Below are 15,824 nucleotides of genomic sequence, written 5' to 3' on the forward strand. Positions count from 1 at the left end.
CCACGGCACCGTGCCCTTAGACCGAAACGACGATAATTCTGCATTCCTTTCTCCGTCACCACCATAGAAAGATGGCTCTTCGCCAAAAGAAATACCCGAGACCACCAGTGATCCTTTCCCCTTGATCGCCCCCCTTTGATAGGAGAAAAGCCTGCCCCATGAATCATTTACGGAGCAGGCGATGTTCTCTATTTTCCGCCGCAATAAAGCGCTACCCGCCCAAAGCCCCTCCCCTAACGGTTTTATACAGCCGGCCTCTAGCCAAGCACTACTGGCATCGCCGCGCCGTCAGAAACTACTGGAGAACATTTGGCAGCGCGCATCGTTATCTCGCTCACAGTTTGTCGAGCTCTATAGGCGTCCACTTGAGCGCTACGCGGAGTTGGTCCAGCAGCTCCCTGCTTCGCAAAACCACCATCATGCACACCCTGGCGGCATGCTGGATCACGGGCTTGAAATCGTCGCCTACGCCTTGAAAATTCGACAGAGCTACCTGCTACCTATAGGCGCACCGCCAGAGTCGCAATCAGCACAGGCTGAGGCCTGGACTGCCGCCGTGGCTTACGGCGCTCTGATACACGACCTCGGCAAGATCGCCGTCGACGTGCACGTCGAGCTGGCAGGAGGTAAAACCTGGCACCCGTGGCACGGCCCAATCGATCGTCCCTATCGATTCCGCTACGTGAAAGGACGCAACTACCAACTTCACGGAGCCGCTGCCGCACTGATTTACGCGCAGATACTCTCCTCAGAAATCTTAGATTGGCTCAGTAATTTCCCCGAAGTGTGGTCGCAGTTAATCTTCATTTTGGCTGGTCAGTACGAACATGCCGGCATTTTGGGCGAGATTGTAGTCAAGGCCGATCAGGCGTCCGTCGCACAGGAACTTGGTGGGAATCCAGCCCGCGCGCTGTCCGCGCCCAAACAGTCTTTGCAGCGTCAATTGGCAGATGGGTTGCGCCACCTGATCCGAGATACATTCAAGTTGAATCAACCCGATGGACCGTCAGATGGCTGGCTGACACAGGATGCTCTTTGGCTGGTTAGCAAGCCGATTGCTGATCAATTGCGAGCCTATTTGCTGACCCAAGGCGTTGAAGGTGTACCCAGTTCGAATGCGCCTTTTTTCAACATGCTGCAAGATCAGGGAGTAATCCAAACCAATACACAGGACAAGGCAATCTGGAAAGCTACGATAGACAGTGGTCGTGGCTGGCGAAACACCTTCACGCTGCTGAAGCTCTCACCGGCACTGATCTGGAATGATCCAAATGATCGGCCCGCCGCTTACGCGGGGACTGTTGAGATAGAAGCCGGCAACCCGGCAGAAGACTCTGCTGCAGAAAATAACGTCGCGACACCGACAAAAAAGTTGCCTTCTGAGATCCAATCCAGCCCTGTGCCGCCTTCAGCACCCGCACAGCCATCCCCCCCCCATCCCCCACAGCACACCTCAAACAGCACAGATGAATTTGACGAGCTACTGGCTCTCCTTGGTAGTATCAATGAGCCATCAGAAGACACCAAAAACAAAGAGGTCTCAGCGGCATATACCGCGCCTCCGAAGCTGGATGACATCCAGCCTTCCCAAACCTCCAATCAAGGAGGTGCGCCTTTAGCAATAATTGAAGAAGTCACTCCGATGCCGAGCAATAACGCCGAGATCGGTCAGGGATTTGTTGAATGGCTTAAGAAAGGCATCGCTTCCCGGACCATCATTATCAACGATACCAAAGCGCTGATTCATACCGTAGCAGGGACCGCTATGCTGGTAACGCCTGGAATATTCAAGCGCTACGTCCTTGAGTTCCCGCACATCGAGCAGCAAGCCAAAGTACAGCGAGTCAGCGCCTGGCAGCTGGTTCAACGTAGTTTCGAGAAACAGAAACTTCATCGAAAAACACATAAGAGTCTGAATATTTGGACCTGCGATGTAGTTGGACCCAGAAAATCCAAGCAGCTCAAGGGGTACTTGCTTCTGGATCCGCTGACAATCTTCTCTGAGGTCCCCTTCGACAACATCAGCCTTTCCTTGAAGTCAGAAATACCGGAGCCGCCACAATGACGACCCCTTCGAATCTGACGGAGGAATACATCTTTGCCCATGATCTACGACCTGCCAGTGCAAAGATCTATCGTGCATCGACCAAAGCACTGCTCAAGCATTTCCGAACTGCCTCAGCTGAGGAGATCGATCATCGTGCGGTTCTGATATGGCGAAAAAAAGTCCTTGAGAATGGATTATCGAAACGCAGCTGGAACACCTATTCAAATCACCTTCGCACTGTTTGGGGTTACGCCATAGAGCACGGCCTGATAACCCATACAACGATCAACCCTTTCAAGAAAACCAGCGTTATCCCACCAAAGCGAGCCAGCAAGACAATCAACGGAGACGCCATCCAACGAGCACGCAACTGGCTCATATCCCTTGTAGGCCAAGAACGTTGTACGCATGAACGTAGCCAAATAACGCCAGCATGGTTTTGGCTCAGCGTTTTCGAGATGTTTTATTACACAGGCATACGCCTGAATGCACTGCTGTGCTTGCGCTACAAGGATATCGACTGGGGCAACCAGATGATCTTGGTCCGCGGTGAAACAGAGAAGACCCATCGGGAGTTTTTCCTACCCATTATGGAAGGACTAGCTCCGCACTTATCCAGGATACTGGGGGAGGCCGATAAAATTGGATTTTCACCAGACGATCAGTTGTTCAACGTCAACAGATTCTCCCGCCACTACCATGGCAAGGAAATGAACATTGACCAGGTGGAGTCGATGTACGGCAAGCTCACCGATAAGATCGGCGTGCGCATGACTCCTCACCGCTTCAGACACACATTAGCAACAGACTTGATGAAGCAGCCGGAGCGAAACATCCATCTCACGAAAAGCCTGCTGAATCACTCGAATCTCGCCACAACGATGAATTACATTGAGGCGGACTACGACCATATGCGAGCCGTTCTGCATGAGCGAAGCCTGGCTCAAGGCGCTCTAAGCCGGGTAAGACGAGTCGATTCAAGTGGCACACCTCCTATCCCCTTACCCGCCAAGGTAGGCGTGCATCCACAGGAAATCCCCCAACCGGAGCCCAAGAAACTGCCACCTCCACAACAATCTGGAAGCACAGAGGTCAGCATTGATCGGCCTACCAAGTCGACTGGCCGAAGCGCGCTACAGATGGCTCTCGAGTTCGCATCGGCGCAACTGCATCGCGAGTCAATGACATGCTCAACCACCCCACCAGAAGATCAGGTAGAGCAGAGCCTATTATTGACGCTGATGGCGAGCGGGCTTGCCGTCGGTACATTCAGGAAACGCACCTCAACTGAGCATTCAATGCGAAGCTCATCATTTTCTCGGGCATCGCCCTAGTACGCTGATAATCGAAGCGCACTGGCTAAGGGGAATTCTGGTTTGCCAGAGGCATTCGCCTACCCGGAATAAAGCCTCATTTTGAAAAACGGCCGCTTTCCGACGAACGGTAAACTCTAATGCAATGCACAAAAAAAGGCGCCATAAAGGCGCCTTTTTTCATCAAATATGGTCGGGGTAGGGGGATTCGAACTCCCGACATCCTGCTCCCAAAGCAGGCGCGCTACCGGACTGCGCTATACCCCGGAATGTGCATCGCAAGACCGATGCACATTGACATCATGACGAACCGAAATTACTGTTCGCCTCAGACGGCTGCATGTCTACGGCGATATCTAAGTGCTGCAACACTTTCCAAAACCGTAAAACCGCCTCTATCAGAGCTAGAACCTCTGATTCTAAGATTTGATTCCAGCGTGAACTGGTCTCAAAAATGGTGGGTCGTGTGGGATTCGAACCTACGACCAATTGGTTAAAAGCCAACTGCTCTACCAACTGAGCTAACGACCCAAATATGGTCGGGGTAGGGGGATTCGAACTCCCGACATCCTGCTCCCAAAGCAGGCGCGCTACCGGACTGCGCTATACCCCGGTTTGAAATTGGCTCCGTGACCAGGACTCGAACCTGGGACCCAATGATTAACAGTCATTTGCTCTACCGACTGAGCTATCACGGAACTATATATTTCAAAGTACAACATATTTCAAACTACAACATTTACCGCTGTGTAGCTTCTCTTCGACCCTGTCCGTATCGCTACGTTAGCGTCTCTGAGGCGCGCTATTCTACAATCTTAAAAACCCCTGTCAACCCTTTAAATTGCTTTTAAGACAATGATTTGCGCTTCTTTCTGATTTCTTCTTGGGGAGAAGAAACCCGTGGGCTGACGTTGCTGCGGGGCGCACTTTACAAGCCTTTGCCTTACAGTTCAACGCCCTATCGAAAAAAAAGGCCCCGCAATGCGGGGCCTCCTCTTATCGCACTGGCCGCAGGGCTTAATGGAAGACGATTTCGTCGTTCTCCACCGTCGCCTCGACGCTGGTGCCCGGCATAAAGCTGCCCGACAGGATCAGCTGTGCCAGCGGGTTCTCGATCCAGCGCTGGATCGCACGCTTCAACGGCCGCGCGCCGTATACCGGGTCGTAGCCCACCGCAATCAGCTTGTCCAACGCCTCGCTGCTCAGCTCCAGGGCCAGCTCGCGCTCGGCCAGACGTGCTCGCAGGCGTCCGAGCTGGATCTCGGTAATGCCGGCTATCTGATCCCGCGCCAACGGCTCGAAGATCACCACTTCGTCCACCCGGTTGATAAATTCCGGCCGGAAGTGGGTGGTCAGCGCGTCCATGACAGCGGCCCGCTGTGCCTCGCGATCGCCCACCAGCTCCTGGATCTGCGACGAGCCCAGGTTGGAGGTCATCACGATCACAGTGTTGCGAAAATCCACCGTGCGTCCGTGGCTGTCGGTCAGGCGACCATCCTCCAGCACTTGCAGCAGGATGTTGAACACATCCGGGTGCGCCTTCTCGACCTCATCCAGCAGGATCACCGAGTAGGGCTTGCGCCGTACGGCTTCGGTCAGGTAACCGCCCTCCTCATAGCCCACGTAGCCTGGTGGGGCGCCGATCAGGCGAGCCACCGAGTGTTTCTCCATGAACTCGGACATGTCGATGCGCACCATGGCCTCTTCGGTATCGAACAGAAATTCAGCCAGGGCTTTGCACAGCTCGGTCTTACCCACGCCGGTAGGCCCAAGGAACATGAACGAACCACTCGGGCGATTCGGGTCGGACAACCCGGCGCGGGAACGCCGCACCGCGTTGGACACCGCCACCACCGCCTCTTCCTGACCGATCACGCGCTGATGCAGCAGGCTCTCCATCTTCAGCAGCTTGTCGCGTTCGCCTTCAAGCATCTTCGACACTGGAATACCGGTCCACTTGGAGACCACCTCGGCAATTTCTTCCTCGGTCACCTTGCTGCGCAACAGCTGGTTCTCGCTGTGGCCATGCTGGTCGACCATCTGCAGGCTGCGTTCCAGGTCCGGGATTACCCCGTACTGCAACTCGGCCATGCGGTTCAGGTCGCCTTTACGGCGCGCGGCTTCCAGTTCCTGGCGTGATTGCTCGATCTTCTGCTGGATCTGCGCAGAGCCCTGCACCTCGGCTTTCTCCGAGGTCCAGATTTCCTCGAGGTCCGAATACTCGCGTTCCAGGCGCACGATTTCTTCCTGGAGTTTCTCCAGGCGTTTCTTCGCCGCGTCATCCTCTTCTTTTTTCAACGCCTGGGATTCGACCTTCAGTTGAATCAGGCGACGGTCCAGGCGGTCGAGCACTTCCGGCTTGGAATCGATCTCCATACGGATGCGGCTGGCCGCTTCGTCGATCAGGTCGATGGCCTTGTCGGGCAACTGGCGATCAGTGATATAGCGATGGCTCAGCTTGGCCGCCGCAATGATTGCACCGTCGGTAATCGCGACTTTATGGTGAACCTCATAGCGCTCTTTCAGGCCACGCAGGATGGCGATGGTGTCTTCTTCGCTGGGCTCTTCCACCAGGACCTTCTGGAAACGTCGCTCAAGCGCCGCATCCTTTTCTATGTACTGGCGGTACTCGTTAAGCGTGGTCGCACCGACGCAATGCAACTCGCCTCGCGCCAGGGCAGGCTTGAGCATGTTGCCGGCATCCATGGACCCCTCGCCCTTGCCCGCGCCGACCATGGTGTGCAGTTCGTCGATAAACAGAATGATCTGCCCTTCCTGCTTGGACAATTCATTAAGCAGGGATTTCAGGCGCTCTTCGAACTCGCCACGGAACTTGGCGCCGGCGATCAACGAGCCCATGTCCAGGGACAGCAGGCGCTTGCCCTTGAGCCCGTCCGGCACTTCACCATTGATAATGCGCTGGGCCAGGCCCTCGGCGATGGCGGTTTTACCCACGCCAGGCTCACCGATCAGCACCGGGTTGTTCTTGGTGCGACGCTGCAGCACTTGGATAGTGCGACGGATTTCGTCGTCACGGCCGATGACCGGGTCAAGCTTGCCCTCTTCGGCGCGCTTGGTCAGGTCAACGGTATATTTATCCAAGGCCTGGCGCGATTCCTCGTGATTGGGGTCATTCACCGCCTCGCCGCCACGCAGGTTGTTGATGGCGTTTTCCAGGGCTTTCTTGCTTACGCCCTGGCCCAGCAACAACTTGCCGAGCTTGCTGTTGTCGTCCATGGCGGCGAGCAGCACCAGTTCGCTGGAGATGAACTGGTCACCTTTCTGCTGGGCCAGGCGGTCGGCCTGATTCAGCAGCCGCGCCAGGTCCTGCGACATATTCACGTCGCCGGTGGGATTCTGGATTTTCGGCAGTTGGTCGAGCTCTTTGCTCAACTCCTTGCGCAGGCTGTTGACGTCAAAGCCCACCTGCATCAACAAGGGTTTGATAGAACCACCTTGCTGCTCGAGGAGCGCCTGCATCAAGTGCGCCGGTTCAATCGCCGGGTGGTCGAGACCGACGGCCAGGGACTGGGAGTCCGATAAGGCCAACTGCAATTTGCTGGTTAAACGATCAATACGCATTAGTCACCTTCCTTTTGAGCAGGCCGGAGCTATGAACAAACACATCCTGAATGAAGAAACCTGCCAGATACCCCTATAGATGGGGTGGATTCTGCGGGATTCAAGCAGTGGATGGTTGATACAGATCAGGACAGTCTAGCGGTCAAGCCAGACAAGGGAGGCGAATCGGCCCGTACGCGGGCTGCGTCGATAGGAAAAGAAACGCGGGTCGGTCACGGTGCAGTAGCCGCCACCGTAGACAGCGGTGACACCCCGCGCGGCAAGGCGCAGGCGTGCAAGTTGATAGATGTCGGCCATGAATTTGCCGGGATTACGGCTGGGAACAAAGGCTTGGGCAGTTGCCGGCAGTTGCTGCATGAACGCTTCACGCACCTCGGGACCGACTTCAAAGGCCTGCGGGCCGATGGCCGGACCGAGCCAGACCAGAACGTCGGCGGGCTTGCTATCAAGGCTTCCGAAGGTTGCCTCCAGCACCCCTGCCGCCAACCCACGCCAACCGGCATGAGCCGCCGCAACACGGGTGCCCGCTCGATTGCAGAACAATGCAGGCAGGCAATCGGCCGTCATGGCGGTGCAGGCGATGCCCGGTGTGCTGGTCCAACTGCCATCGGCTTCGGCGATCCGGCCCGGATCGGCCTCGACCACCGTGGTGCCGTGGACCTGACGCAACCAGGCCGGCTGGATATCGAACGCTGCGGTAAGGCGACGACGATTTTCGAGGACAGCCTCAAGGCTGTCCTCCACATGGTCGCCCAGGTTGAGGCTGTCGAACGGCGCCACACTGACGCCGCCCGCACGGGTGGTGACGCAGGCTTTGACCTGAGACGGCGCGGGCCAGTCAGGTATCAGCCAGTCACTCATCCGACAAACGCCTCGCGATCCTGCTTGAGCAGCGACAACAGCCAGACCAGATCGTCCGGAAGCGGCGATTCCCAGCTCATGCGCTGACCGCTCGTCGGATGATCCAGCTCCAGGAAGCGTGCATGCAGCGCCTGGCGCGGGAACGTCTTGAGCGATTCGACCATGGTCTGGCTGGCCGCAGGCGGAATGCGGAAGCGACCACCGTAGGCCGGATCGCCGACCAACGGGAAGTTGATGTGGGCCATGTGCACGCGGATCTGGTGAGTTCGACCGGTTTCCAGCTTGACCCGCACATGGGTGTGGGAACGGAAACGCTCCAGCACGCGATAGTGGCTGACGGCCTGCTTGCCGCCCTCCATCACCGCCATGCGCTGGCGCTGCTGGCCGTGGCGACCAATGGGTGCATTGATCTTGCCACCGGCCACCACGACGCCGATCACGATGCATTCGTAGATCCGGCTGACGCTGCGACTCTGCAATTGAGTAACAAGTTGCGTCTGCGCCTGAATGGTCTTGGCCACCACCATCAAGCCGGTGGTGTCCTTGTCCAGACGGTGCACGATGCCGCAGCGCGGCACGTTGATGATGTCCGGCACGTGGTGCAACAGGGCATTGAGCAAGGTGCCATCAGCGTGCCCGGCCGCCGGGTGAACCACCAGGCCTGCGGGTTTGTTGATGACCAGGATGTCATCGTCTTCATAGACGATATCCAGCTCGATGTCCTGGGCGACCCATTCTCCCTGGGCTTCCTGCTCGGCAGTCAGCTCAAGAATCGCACCGCCATGCACTGTGTCTCGCGGGCGGATAACCGCTCCATCCACAGTCAGGCGGCCGTCTTTGATCCAGGCGGAAAGGCGCGAGCGCGAGTGCTCAGCGAATAATTGTGCGGCGACTTGATCGAGGCGTTGGCCGCCCAATTCGGACGGCACCTCTGCGCGAAGTTCAATTTTATCGGACATGCTCAGACTAGGCGTGGCACAGCCTTTGGTTTCGGCTGCGCGCTTGTGGTTAAATACGGCGTCTTTTGCCCCGAGGCTTTCAACGGGGCGCTCATCATAACAGGACGGCCCCGCCCAAGACAGCGGCCGTCATAGGGACGCAAGCCGCCATGCAAGTGAAACACCTGCTGCTGATCGCCATCCTCGCCATGACTGCTGCTTGCTCGTCAACCAAGGACGTCGTCGACGAAAACCTGAGCGAAGTCGAGCTTTACCAGCAAGCTCAGACAGACCTGGATAACAATAGCTACACCAGCGCCACAGCTAAGCTCAAGGCACTGGAGTCGCGGTATCCGTTCGGACGCTATGCCGATCAGGCCCAGCTCGAGCTGATCTACGCCAACTATAAGAACGCCGAGCCGGAAGCTGCCAAGTCCGCTGCCGAGCGTTTTATCCGCCTGCATCCGCAGCATCCGAACGTGGACTACGCCTACTACATGAAGGGCCTGACCTCGTTCGACCAGGACGTTGGCCTGCTGGCGCGCTTCCTGCCGCTGGACATGACCAAGCGCGACCCGGGCGCGGCACGCGACTCCTACAACGAGTTCGCCCAGCTGACCAGCCGCTACCCGAACAGCCGCTACTCGCCGGACGCCAAGCAGCGCATGATCTACCTGCGCAACCTGCTGGCTTCCTACGAGATCCACGTGGCCCATTACTACCTGACCCGTCAGGCGTACGTGGCTGCTGCCAACCGTGGCCGCTATGTGGTGGAGAACTTCCAGGAGACCCCTTCCGTGGGTGACGGCCTGGCCGTGATGACCGAGGCTTACCAGCGCTTGCACCTGGATCAGCTGGCGACCACCAGCCTGGAAACCCTGAAGCTCAACTACCCGGACCACCCGAGCCTGAAAGACGGCCAGTTCGTGCCTCAGGTTGACGAAGCCGACAACCGTTCGTGGCTGAGCAAGTACACCCTGGGCCTGATCGAGTCCCGTCCGCCGCTGCCGCCAGGCGAAACACGCGCCAACCAGGACGTGATCAAGCAGTACCAGGACGCCAAGGACGCGATTCCTTCGGACCTCAAGCCGCACGACGAGAACGGCGACGTGATCGAAGAAGAAGAGCCGCAAGCCCTGGGTAACAACCAGGACCGCTCGTGGTTCAGCTACATGACCTTCGGCGTGTTCGACTGACCGTTCGACGCAACGCAAAAAGGGAGCTCTCAGGAGCTCCCTTTTTCATGGGCGAGTATTTATTGCGCTGTGCGCCCATGGCCACCTTGGCTAAACTGGCGCATTCCTTATCGAGAAACTGCCCATCATGCTTCGTCTATTGTTCTGGATCGCCGTCATTGCCGCCGCGGTATGGCTCTGGCGCAAATTCAAAAACCCTGCCGCCAGACAACCGCGCACCGGCGAACCCAATGCCGCCTTGATGGTACGTTGCGCCCATTGCGGCGTGCACGTGCCGCAGGATCGGGCGCTGAGCTCGGGCCAGCAATGGTATTGCACCCAGGCGCATCTGCAGCAGGGGCCGAAGTCTATCCAGCGCTGACTCGACCGGCGGGCGCGTAAGGTGCAGGGTCGATGATCGGCGCATGCCCCAGCAGCAAGTCGGCAAATAGCTGGCAGGACGCCGGGGCAAGCACCAGGCCATTGCGGTAATGCCCGCAATTGAGCCACAAGCCGTTGAAGCCGGGTACCTCGCCGATATACGGGATACCTTCCGGCGAGCCGGGCCGCAACCCCGCCCAGTGCCCCACCACCTCGGCGTCCGCCAGGGCGGGAAGCAGTTCCACCGCCGAGGCCTTGAGACTTTCCAGCGCGCTTATCGTCGGCGTTTTGTCGAACCCCTCATGCTCCAGGGTGCTGCCAATCAAAATATGCCCATCCCGCCGCGGGATCGCATAGCGCCCTTTAGCCAGGACCATACTCGACAAGAAGTCAGACGCGCATTTGTAGAGGATCATCTGGCCCTTGACCGGCTCAACAGGCAGTGCCAAGCCCAGTTTTCCCAGCAAATCCCCGCTCCAGGCACCCGCTGCGAGCACGACCTGATCACCCGTCATGGCGCCAGCGCTCGTATTCACGCCGACCACGGTGTCGCCCTGCAAAATAAAGCCATCGACTTCGCACTGCTCGTAAATCGTCACATCGGGCAGCGCCGACAACGCCGCCTTGAGGGATTTGACCAGGCGCGGGTTGCGCACATTGGCCACATCGGCCATGAAGATCGCCTGCGAATATCCGCCGCCCAGCGCCGGAACGGCATCATGGGCCGCCGATACGTCCACTTTGCTCAAGGGCCTGCCCTCACGCGCAGCCCAGGCCAGGGCATCGGCTTCGTCATCCAGGTCGAGCCAGTACAAACCTGTGGTGTGAACCTCGGGATCGACGCCGGTCGCAGCGAACAGCCGTTGTGCCAGTTGCGGGTAGAAATCCTGGGACCAATGGGCCAAGGCGGTCACCGCCGGGCTATAGCGCCATGGATACAACGGCGAAACAATCCCGCCGCCAGCCCATGAGGACTCCTGCCCAAGCCCACCGCGCTCCAGCAATATGACGGCCTGCCCCCGGTTCGCCAGGTTGTATGCCGTCAACAAACCAATCACGCCGCCGCCGACAATCACTACTCGCTGTTGCTTAGCCATCATTTGATCCAGCCGATAAAAAGGGAAAAGCGCGCCCGGCGCCCATTCATCCAGCACTCTCATCACTGCCCCCAGCATGCCTTGAGCGGCATTTGCGGCACCGCTCCCGGATTGCTGCGCATACCGGTGCTGGTCAAGCTGAATTGGCCGCAGGCGTCGTCCGCCATGACTGAGTGCGGGGCAGGCGTGGCGAGCAAGACAAAATCATGAGGGTTCAATACGGCGCTGATTCTATAGTGATCATTGCCTGTACTGACGCCGCCTGCATCAATAAAAGTGCCGTTGCGCGTGTAAAAACGCTGCAGATGTTGAGCCTGCTCGCTCAGCAGCGCGACGACTTGCACCCGATACACCTTTTTTACCTGGCCGGTGTATCCGGGGTAAGCGATCCCGGCCAGCAACGCGATGATCGCCACCGCGATCAACAGCTCGATCAGGGTAAAGCCCTGGCTATCCATGCCCATTGAATTGCTCCTTATTGAAGTTGCCGCCATAAGATTCGCCGAAACCGCGCGCCGTCGCCCTCCCCCACCCGCGCATACACCGTCTCAAGCACCGTGCGCGACTGGCCACCCAGCCCCACGGCCGTCACCCGAAAGAGCGCGGCCGGGATAAGCGGCGGTAAATGCGCCTGGCCCATCCCCACGCCCAGGGATTGAATGCCATATACCCCGTCCTTGAACGCCACCCAATTCACCGCAGAGACCGGATTTGGCCCAGGGCCAACCACCGAAAATGCCTCCGCGGGCGGCGCGCAGTGGATGATCGAGTGGCAAAGTGGCAGCGCAGGTCCGCCCCTGCGCACTGCCGACTCCCCCAGCCGCAGGCCACTTTCGGCCGTCTGGAACGATTGATTACGTTGCCACAGGCTACCGGCGACCTTCTGCTGAGAGATCGCGGCCTGCATGGATGACAACCCCACCAGTGACAGCAACAGCAGAAAGACCAGGCTGATCAGCAATACCATTCCCGCCTGGCGCACAGGGCTCCCCCCACTCAGGATCATCGCCCTACTCCAGCCGGTTGCGCAGTGCGGCCACGACGCTATAGGCCTGATCCTTCACGCGCCCGGTCGGGTCCTGCAGGGTCATGCGGATGCGCACGCTGCGGATCAACGATGCGTCGGCCGGGTGGCTGTCGTAGCGCGCCACGTCCGTCGATTCAGGCCTGGCCGCTACCCCGAAACTGATCTCGAAGGCCCGTACGTTATCTATCAGCACCGCCTTGGCCGGTGCCGACGGCGTACTGATTTTCAACTGCCCCGCCTCATGGGTGTAGGTGAGTTCTCGTATGGCAAACCGAATCTGGCCGGGCGCGATCACAGGCGGCGTGCCGGCGTAAGCCTGTGCCGCATCCCTGCAGTCGGACACTACGGTCCAGTCTGGCTTGCCGGCACCGTCGCCGGTATTGGCGGTCACCAGCGTCAGTGACGTTGCGCTTGCCGACATTTGCCAGCCAATCGGCCGATCAAAGGCCGCCGGGGCGTTGTCGATAAACGCCGGGGCCAAACATCCCAGCATGCCTGCCTGGCGAATATCCTGGACCAGCTTGTTTAGCACGAATCGCGCATCATCCTGCAGCACCGTAGCGGCCTGCTGGCTGGCCTGGGTCAGCCGCGTACCGATCAGCACCTGGCTCGCGCCAAGGATCAGCACCAGCCCGACGGCCAGCGCCAGCAGCAACTCCACCAGCCCGAAACCACGTGCGGGACGGTTCATTGCGATCGGCCTTGCCCACTGGCGATACGGCTGCTCAGGGTGAAGGTTTGCCGCGCGCCCAGGCTGCTCTCCAACCTGGCGTCTTCCCACGTGATGCTGATAGTGACTTCATTGCCGCTGACCGCCACGGCACCTTTGGCGTCTTCGCCGGCAAAACCTACGATATTGGCTTCGAAATCGTGCAAGTCCAGGTCACGCACGCTGGCGGTCGAGGTGCTCGGCGGCGCGCGCTCGGCTTGGGCCCAGGCGTAATCGACCCCGGCATTGGCGCGAATTCGATCGAGCATATCGTAGGCAATGAAACTGGCCTGGCTGGTCATCCGTGCATTGTCGGTGTATTTGAGCGCGTTGAGCTGGAGAGCCGCGGCCCCCAGCAGTCCGATAGCCAGGACCAGCACCGCTACCAGTACCTCGATCAGGGTCATGCCGGCTTGAGGTCGATGAACTGCGCGTAGAAATAAGGTGTTGCTGCACAAAGGCATTACCGTCGTCGTCCATGTCGAGGGCCGGAGAAAAACAGCAGAACCCTGCTGTACGCCCCAAGACTAGCGCCGGTTTTCGGCGGCTGCTGCTATCGGAACAAAGGGAAATACATTGGACGTAAAGGCCATCATTCAGCATCAGGGAGCAACCGCTATACCTATGCCTGTCACTTAAAGATCAACCGCATCCACGGAGGGACGCACATGACACAACGAGGGTTCACCTTGATCGAATTACTGCTGGGGCTGATCGTCACGGGCGTTCTGGCGCAACTGGCCATACCCGGCTTCAAGGGTTTGCTGGAATCGCAGCAGCAGCAAAGCGTGGCCCGGTCACTGGCCGACGGGCTGCGTTATGCGCGCACGGAGGCGATCGCACGCAGTCGTGCAGTGGTCATCCATGCGCGCGGGCAAGACTGGAGCCAAGGGTGGCGGGTGATCCTGGATATCAGTGGTCGCGGCCATCTGGATGACGAGAATCCGGTGCTATTGGAGCGACAGGACAGCGGGCGCGTGCCGGTGGCCGGTAATGGCCCGGTCAGCAGCCAGGTACGTTTCAGCGCGTTGGGGGAGCCGGTGTTTGCGGGCGGCGGGTTTCGTGCCGGCACCGTGCATGTGTGCGACACGACGCAGGCACAAAGCCTGTATCAGATAGTGCTGGCGCCAAGTGGGCGCGTCAGCCTGCGCAGTGACAAAACCGAGCAGGCGTTATGCCGTGGTTGAGCGAAGCGGGTTCAGAGCAGCGAGCGCACCCGCAGTTCCTTGGGCATCGAAAACGTAATGTTTTCTTCGCGCCCCGCCAACTCATCGGCACCGGTGGCCCCCCAGGCGTGCAATTGCTGGATGACGCCACGCACCAGGACTTCCGGGGCCGAGGCGCCCGCCGTGATACCGATGCGCTCGACACCGTCGAACCAGCTACGCTGCATATCCTCGGCGCCGTCGATCAGGTACGCCGGTGTCGCCATGCGCTCGGCCAGCTCACGCAAGCGATTGGAGTTGGAGCTGTTCGGGCTGCCGACCACCAGCACCACATCGCACTCATCGGCCAGTTGCTTGACCGCGTCCTGGCGGTTTTGCGTGGCGTAGCAGATGTCGTCCTTGCGTGGGCCGCCAATGGCCGGGAATCGCGTGCGCAGAGCATCGATAACGCGGCTGGTGTCGTCCATGGACAAGGTGGTCTGGGTAACGAACGCCAAGCGCTCCGGGTTCTGCACTTGCAGGTTGGCGACGTCTTTTTCGTCTTCCACCAGGTAGATGGCGCCGCCATTGCTGGCGTCGTACTGGCCCATGGTGCCTTCGACTTCCGGATGACCGGCGTGGCCGATCAGAATGCATTCACGTCCATCACGGCTGTAGCGCGCCACCTCGATGTGCACCTTGGTCACCAGCGGGCATGTGGCATCGAATACTTTCAGGCCACGGCCGGACGCTTCGGTGCGCACGGCCTGGGAAACGCCGTGGGCGCTGAAGATAACGATGACATCGTCAGGCACCTGGTCGAGTTCCTCGACGAAGATGGCGCCGCGAGCACGCAGATCTTCAACCACGAACTTGTTGTGGACGACTTCATGCCGCACGTAAATCGGCGGGCCGAAGACTTCCAGGGCGCGGTTGACGATTTCGATCGCCCGGTCCACACCGGCACAGAAGCCACGGGGGTTGGCGAGTTTGATTTGCATGCTGTGCCTCGTGTCTTGCAGCCACATTGAGTCAATATTAACGCTGACTCAACAGATAATGGAGATCAAAGGTGGGAGGGGAGCAAGCCCCCTCCCACATTTTAGACCAGCGCCTTGACGTTGATGATCTCGACGTCAAAGGTCAGTGTCTTGCCGGACAACGGGTGGTTGAAGTCGATGGTCACTTGCGTGTCATCGAAGGCTTTGACCACGCCGGGCAATTCCGTATTCGCCGCGTCATTGAAGATCACCAGCAGGCCTTCCGACAGCTCCATGCCTTCGAACTGCGAACGCGGGATGATCTGCACGTTTTGCGGGTTGGGCTGGCCAAAGGCGTTTTCCGGCAGGATCTGCAGGTTGCGCTTGTCGCCGGCCTTGAAGCCGAACAAAGCCGCTTCAAAACCGGGCAGCAGATTACCGTCACCGACCTTGAAGGTCGCCGGGGCTTTGTCGAAGGTGCTGTCGACCGTGTCGCCATTCTCCAGGCGCAATGCGAAATGCAAAGTGACTTCCGTGTTCTGGCCGATGCGTTGCTCAGCCAATACCTG

The 15,824-nt window shown here is 58.8% G+C and carries 14 protein-coding genes, 4 tRNA genes and 1 pseudogene; 5 read left to right on the forward strand and 14 right to left on the reverse strand.

The annotated features are described in order from the left end of the window. The first annotated feature begins 181 nt into the window (after window positions 1-181). Together mobH and xerC are read left to right on the forward strand one after the other, a co-directional pair. A complete protein-coding gene (mobH, locus tag BFP96_RS04570) occupies window positions 182-2,065 on the forward strand; it encodes a MobH family relaxase (protein ID WP_065935720.1) in 1,884 nt (627 codons plus the stop codon). Continuing rightward, the gene (xerC, locus tag BFP96_RS04575; RefSeq protein WP_065935721.1) at window positions 2,062-3,381 is read left to right on the forward strand and encodes a site-specific integrase; all 1,320 of its coding nucleotides are present in this window, start codon (window positions 2,062-2,064) and stop codon (window positions 3,379-3,381) included. The genes mobH and xerC overlap by 4 nt, the downstream gene beginning before the upstream one ends. 169 nt (window positions 3,382-3,550) lie before the next feature. Here xerC and BFP96_RS04580 read toward each other — a convergent pair. The 7 genes from BFP96_RS04580 to rluD form a co-directional block, all read right to left on the reverse strand. Beyond that, window positions 3,551-3,627 (reverse strand) — tRNA-Pro (locus BFP96_RS04580). Between the two features lie 188 nt (window positions 3,628-3,815). Next, a tRNA-Lys gene (locus BFP96_RS04585) sits at window positions 3,816-3,891 on the reverse strand. Window positions 3,892-3,896: 5 nt separating this feature from the next. Further along, a tRNA-Pro gene (locus BFP96_RS04590) sits at window positions 3,897-3,973 on the reverse strand. A 9-nt stretch (window positions 3,974-3,982) separates the two neighbouring features. After that, a tRNA-Asn gene (locus tag BFP96_RS04595) sits at window positions 3,983-4,058 on the reverse strand. A 319-nt stretch (window positions 4,059-4,377) separates the two neighbouring features. Continuing rightward, window positions 4,378-6,942, reverse strand: coding sequence for an ATP-dependent chaperone ClpB (gene clpB, locus BFP96_RS04600; protein WP_065887998.1), 2,565 nt, complete (start codon window positions 6,940-6,942; stop codon window positions 4,378-4,380). Between the two features lie 135 nt (window positions 6,943-7,077). Beyond that, window positions 7,078-7,803: a peptidoglycan editing factor PgeF gene (gene pgeF, locus BFP96_RS04605; protein WP_065935722.1), complete on the reverse strand. Its 726-nt coding sequence runs from the start codon at window positions 7,801-7,803 to the stop codon at window positions 7,078-7,080. Further along, window positions 7,800-8,762: a 23S rRNA pseudouridine(1911/1915/1917) synthase RluD gene (gene rluD / locus BFP96_RS04610; protein ID WP_065888000.1), complete on the reverse strand. Its 963-nt coding sequence runs from the start codon at window positions 8,760-8,762 to the stop codon at window positions 7,800-7,802. The genes pgeF and rluD overlap by 4 nt, the downstream gene beginning before the upstream one ends. A gap of 149 nt (window positions 8,763-8,911) precedes the next feature. Between rluD and BFP96_RS04615 the strand changes: the two genes are divergently transcribed. Together BFP96_RS04615 and BFP96_RS04620 are read left to right on the forward strand one after the other, a co-directional pair. Further along, window positions 8,912-9,937: an outer membrane protein assembly factor BamD gene (locus BFP96_RS04615; RefSeq protein WP_065888001.1), complete on the forward strand. Its 1,026-nt coding sequence runs from the start codon at window positions 8,912-8,914 to the stop codon at window positions 9,935-9,937. A 127-nt stretch (window positions 9,938-10,064) separates the two neighbouring features. Further along, on the forward strand, window positions 10,065-10,298 hold the full coding sequence (locus BFP96_RS04620; RefSeq protein WP_065888002.1) for a PP0621 family protein: 234 nt from the start codon (window positions 10,065-10,067) through the stop codon (window positions 10,296-10,298). Here BFP96_RS04620 and thiO read toward each other — a convergent pair. The 5 genes from thiO to pilV form a co-directional block, all read right to left on the reverse strand. Continuing rightward, window positions 10,285-11,394: a glycine oxidase ThiO gene (gene thiO, locus BFP96_RS04625; RefSeq protein WP_065891890.1), complete on the reverse strand. Its 1,110-nt coding sequence runs from the start codon at window positions 11,392-11,394 to the stop codon at window positions 10,285-10,287. The two genes, BFP96_RS04620 and thiO, sit on opposite strands and share 14 nt — an antisense overlap. Before the next feature lie 62 nt (window positions 11,395-11,456). Continuing rightward, window positions 11,457-11,858 carry a type IV pilin protein gene (locus tag BFP96_RS04630; RefSeq protein WP_065891870.1) on the reverse strand — a complete coding sequence of 134 codons (402 nt, stop codon included), beginning with the start codon at window positions 11,856-11,858 and terminating at the stop codon, window positions 11,457-11,459. Window positions 11,859-11,869: 11 nt separating this feature from the next. After that, window positions 11,870-12,400, reverse strand: coding sequence for a pilus assembly PilX family protein (locus BFP96_RS04635; RefSeq protein ID WP_065935723.1), 531 nt, complete (start codon window positions 12,398-12,400; stop codon window positions 11,870-11,872). Window positions 12,401-12,404: 4 nt separating this feature from the next. Next, window positions 12,405-13,112 carry a PilW family protein gene (locus BFP96_RS04640; protein WP_065891868.1) on the reverse strand — a complete coding sequence of 236 codons (708 nt, stop codon included), beginning with the start codon at window positions 13,110-13,112 and terminating at the stop codon, window positions 12,405-12,407. Further along, window positions 13,109-13,594 carry a type IV pilus modification protein PilV gene (gene pilV, locus BFP96_RS04645; protein WP_065935724.1) on the reverse strand — a complete coding sequence of 162 codons (486 nt, stop codon included), beginning with the start codon at window positions 13,592-13,594 and terminating at the stop codon, window positions 13,109-13,111. The genes BFP96_RS04640 and pilV overlap by 4 nt, the downstream gene beginning before the upstream one ends. A gap of 204 nt (window positions 13,595-13,798) precedes the next feature. Here pilV and BFP96_RS04650 point away from each other — a divergent pair. After that, window positions 13,799-14,375: pseudogene (locus BFP96_RS04650) on the forward strand (GspH/FimT family pseudopilin). On the opposite strand, the gene ispH reads toward BFP96_RS04650, so the two are convergent. Then, the gene (gene ispH, locus BFP96_RS04655) at window positions 14,329-15,276 is read right to left on the reverse strand and encodes a 4-hydroxy-3-methylbut-2-enyl diphosphate reductase (protein WP_057725850.1); all 948 of its coding nucleotides are present in this window, start codon (window positions 15,274-15,276) and stop codon (window positions 14,329-14,331) included. The pseudogene BFP96_RS04650 and the gene ispH sit on opposite strands and share 47 nt — an antisense overlap. A gap of 101 nt (window positions 15,277-15,377) precedes the next feature. Then, window positions 15,378-15,818: an FKBP-type peptidyl-prolyl cis-trans isomerase gene (locus BFP96_RS04660; RefSeq protein WP_170875978.1), complete on the reverse strand. Its 441-nt coding sequence runs from the start codon at window positions 15,816-15,818 to the stop codon at window positions 15,378-15,380. Between the last annotated feature and the right edge of the window lie 6 nt (window positions 15,819-15,824).

The sequence above is a fragment of the Pseudomonas sp. 34 E 7 genome, assembly GCF_900005715.1.
GTDB classification, from domain to species: domain Bacteria; phylum Pseudomonadota; class Gammaproteobacteria; order Pseudomonadales; family Pseudomonadaceae; genus Aquipseudomonas; species Aquipseudomonas orientalis_A.

Coding starts and splice junctions, on each gene's coding strand:
- mobH (WP_065935720.1), top strand. CDS start 182: ATGTTCTCTATTTTCCGCCGCAATAAAGCGCTACCCGCCCAAAGCCCC.
- xerC (WP_065935721.1), top strand. CDS start 2,062: ATGACGACCCCTTCGAATCTGACGGAGGAATACATCTTTGCCCATGAT.
- clpB (WP_065887998.1), bottom strand. CDS start 6,942: ATGCGTATTGATCGTTTAACCAGCAAATTGCAGTTGGCCTTATCGGAC.
- pgeF (WP_065935722.1), bottom strand. CDS start 7,803: ATGAGTGACTGGCTGATACCTGACTGGCCCGCGCCGTCTCAGGTCAAA.
- rluD (WP_065888000.1), bottom strand. CDS start 8,762: ATGTCCGATAAAATTGAACTTCGCGCAGAGGTGCCGTCCGAATTGGGC.
- BFP96_RS04615 (WP_065888001.1), top strand. CDS start 8,912: ATGCAAGTGAAACACCTGCTGCTGATCGCCATCCTCGCCATGACTGCT.
- BFP96_RS04620 (WP_065888002.1), top strand. CDS start 10,065: ATGCTTCGTCTATTGTTCTGGATCGCCGTCATTGCCGCCGCGGTATGG.
- thiO (WP_065891890.1), bottom strand. CDS start 11,394: ATGGCTAAGCAACAGCGAGTAGTGATTGTCGGCGGCGGCGTGATTGGT.
- BFP96_RS04630 (WP_065891870.1), bottom strand. CDS start 11,858: ATGGGCATGGATAGCCAGGGCTTTACCCTGATCGAGCTGTTGATCGCG.
- BFP96_RS04635 (WP_065935723.1), bottom strand. CDS start 12,400: ATGATCCTGAGTGGGGGGAGCCCTGTGCGCCAGGCGGGAATGGTATTG.
- BFP96_RS04640 (WP_065891868.1), bottom strand. CDS start 13,112: ATGAACCGTCCCGCACGTGGTTTCGGGCTGGTGGAGTTGCTGCTGGCG.
- pilV (WP_065935724.1), bottom strand. CDS start 13,594: ATGCCTTTGTGCAGCAACACCTTATTTCTACGCGCAGTTCATCGACCT.
- ispH (WP_057725850.1), bottom strand. CDS start 15,276: ATGCAAATCAAACTCGCCAACCCCCGTGGCTTCTGTGCCGGTGTGGAC.